This window comes from Butyrivibrio sp., from assembly GCF_017635265.1.
Lineage (GTDB): Bacteria > Bacillota > Clostridia > Lachnospirales > Lachnospiraceae > Butyrivibrio.
Genome location: NZ_JAGBLU010000124.1, coordinates 1 through 2,683, shown reverse-complemented (window position 1 = coordinate 2,683; position 2,683 = coordinate 1). Strand labels below are relative to the sequence as shown.

Genomic DNA, 2,683 nt, shown 5'->3' with positions numbered 1-2,683 from the left:
TTTTTTGTTAGTATTCTAATCAGAAGATGCGATTACACATCTATTGGAGTTTCGCCTCCATTAAGTGCGAACGATTATATTGGGGTTTCACTCCCACTAAATGTGAGCGATTATATTAGGGTTTCACCCCTACAAGTGTGAGCGAATGTAATCAATTAGAGCAAGCTTGGCTTGCTCTAATTTAATGTATGGAGATATATGAAGATTTCTTTTTATTATGTTGACTCGGAATATGTAGAGTTTTTAAAGGATACGGAGATAAATGCCAGGGGATTTACCAGAGTCCCTAATGTAGAATATGCCAATCGCAGGAAATTTGTATATGGCGTAATCATGAAAATTGGCGATATCAATTATTATGTGCCAATCTCATCATATAAAAAAGCTCAGGAGGATAATATTCTCATCAAAATAGAGGATCATAAAAAGCAGGTTGTGCAAGGATCCATGAGATTTAACTACATGTTTCCGGTTCCAAAGAAATGTCTTGTTCCAGTAGATTTTAAGGACTCTCAGTTTACTGAAAAGGAGAAAGTAGTTCTCCAGAAAGAGTACAAGGCGTGCAAAAAGCTGTTGTCACAGGCGCAGAAAAGGGCAAATAAGACATATGAAAGAGTGTTGGCGGGTGAAAATGAGGAGCTGGTAAAGAACAGCTGTGATTTTTCACTGTTGGAAAAAGCATATCAGGATTATGTTTCAAAATTGAAAAAAGATGATGGGCAAGAAGTTTCGGAGAATAGCGCCATCATGGATAATAAAGCATTTGATTCAAAGAGAATAGCGGCTGGATATGCCAAGAGACCATGGCTTCACAAATCTGTGATAGAGCAGCTTAAGATGGATTGTGGTCTCCCACAGGGATATAAGTTTAAAAAGGGTCTTGATGTAGGCTGTGGTGCAGGGCTCTCAACCAAGGCACTAAGGCTCATATGTGACAAAGTAACTGGAACGGATATTGCAGAATCTATGGTTGAAGTATGTAATGATATTTATGGTGCTGATACTGCATATTCCTTTTACGTTGCAAAAGCGGAAGAAACAAAAATCCCTAATGAAAAATACGATATTGTAACGGCTGCCGGATGCATCAACTGGGTGGATGAAAAGAAGTTCATAAATAATATGGCTGAGGTTACGGCTGATAATGGGCTAATTGTAATCTATGATTTTGGAATCACTGACAGGATGCTGGGAAATGATGGTTATACCAGGTGGTACCGGGATGAGTATCTGCGCAGGTTTCCAAAGCCACCAAGAAAAGAAGACAAGTGGACTCAGTCTGATCTGATCGATGGCTTTGCAATGGAGAAGCAGACTGAATATAGCATGGAGTACAATTTTACCTTAGATGAATTTGTTGATTTCATGCTGATACAGTCAAATGTTAATGCCCAGATAGAAAGCGGAAGCGTCAGCTCTGATGATGTAAGAAAGTGGATGATGAAATCCCTTTCGCCGATTTTTGGTGATGGAGAGAGAACGCTTGTATTCTATGGATACAGCTGGTATGTAAGAAAATTGTAAAGTAGAAACAGGCATAATCGTATAAGGATAGGGCAGCAATAAAAATAGTTATCTGTAGTAGCGGATGGCTATTTTTTTTATATAAATATGTATACAGTGTCCAATTTGAACGTCATAAATCGTATTATAAGTAGAAGGCCTTCTAAAAGGAACAGAAAGCGAGACAGCATTACATGGAGGAAATGGAAGCAAGGCGGATAGTCGACAGCTATGCAGACATGATCTTGCGAATCAGTTCGGCGTATGTGAAAAGTAGGAGTGAGGCGCAGGATATATCTCAGACGGTATTTCTGAAGTACTTAACCGCAGGAAAAGAATTTGATAGTTACCAGGATGAAAAGGCATGGATCATAAGGTTTCTATTCATGCGACCTTACATCAGCGCGGTACAAGTATATCGTGGAGAGCGATAAAAAGCCGACTATAAATATTAAAGACACAAGTATAAATAACGTGATATTTGCGTTTCCAAGCTGTCTTTGATTCATGGCAAGGCCAAAAAGGGAGTAGGGGCTAAAATAGGGGATTCCTTTAGCAACAAATCCTACTCCGGACAGTCCGCCTATGAATCCAATTATTACAGGTACAACAAAGTTTCTGATGATCAGTGATATAAAAATCTGGAAGGCACATATAGAATAGATGCCGATAGTTCCCAAAAGAATCCAGCCTGGAAGTTCAGGGGGAATGCTACCATCAACGTGAGCTATAAGGCCAGAAATTACATAAAGAGCCATTATCCAGATTAGGGAAAGCGTTGTGATAAAGCATGTAACAACATATTTGCTTAATACAATTCTAAAAGGACTCTGGTGCGTCATAAGAAGATTCATGTTAGTGCCGGTGTGTTCGACTCTCCAGATACATCCTACAAAAATCCCGATGATAACTGATATAAAGAAATAGCAAATAAACAGAGTGTGCTGAGACCATAAAGAATACCAGCCTTCTGTCAGGATATCAATGTTTCCGAGATAGTTAAATGTTCCAATAATGGCTGCCAGTACAGGAACAACAAAAGTCTTTTCGAAACAGCTTAAGGAGGATAGCAGAATGCATAAGAACTCAAAGCTTTATGCCGCAATAAGTTACATCACATGGGTAGGATTTATCATTTCCCTTCTTCTGAGGGATAAGGACGATACACTTGTCAGAAGGC

The 2,683-nt window shown here is 39.1% G+C and carries 3 protein-coding genes; 2 read left to right on the top strand and 1 reads right to left on the bottom strand.

Translation table 11 applies throughout. The features are described from left to right. Positions 1 to 198: 198 nt before the first annotated feature. Positions 199 to 1,524: a type III toxin-antitoxin system ToxN/AbiQ family toxin gene (locus J6O61_RS15335; RefSeq protein ID WP_292214977.1), complete on the top strand. Its 1,326-nt coding sequence runs from the start codon at positions 199 to 201 to the stop codon at positions 1,522 to 1,524. 173 nt (positions 1,525 to 1,697) lie between these two features. Continuing rightward, positions 1,698 to 1,937 carry an RNA polymerase sigma factor gene (locus J6O61_RS19775; RefSeq protein ID WP_442861710.1) on the top strand — a complete coding sequence of 80 codons (240 nt, stop codon included), beginning with the start codon at positions 1,698 to 1,700 and terminating at the stop codon, positions 1,935 to 1,937. Here J6O61_RS19775 and J6O61_RS15330 read toward each other — a convergent pair. Continuing rightward, positions 1,884 to 2,576, bottom strand: a complete 693-nt coding sequence (locus tag J6O61_RS15330) for an ABC transporter permease (protein ID WP_292214978.1) — start codon at positions 2,574 to 2,576, stop codon at positions 1,884 to 1,886. The two genes, J6O61_RS19775 and J6O61_RS15330, sit on opposite strands and share 54 nt — an antisense overlap. Between the last annotated feature and the right edge of the window lie 107 nt (positions 2,577 to 2,683).

Bases quoted from the DNA above. Each gene is read 5' to 3' on its own strand.
- J6O61_RS15335 (WP_292214977.1), top strand. From the start codon at position 199: ATGAAGATTTCTTTTTATTATGTTGACTCGGAATATGTAGAGTTTTTA.
- J6O61_RS19775 (WP_442861710.1), top strand. From the start codon at position 1,698: ATGGAGGAAATGGAAGCAAGGCGGATAGTCGACAGCTATGCAGACATG.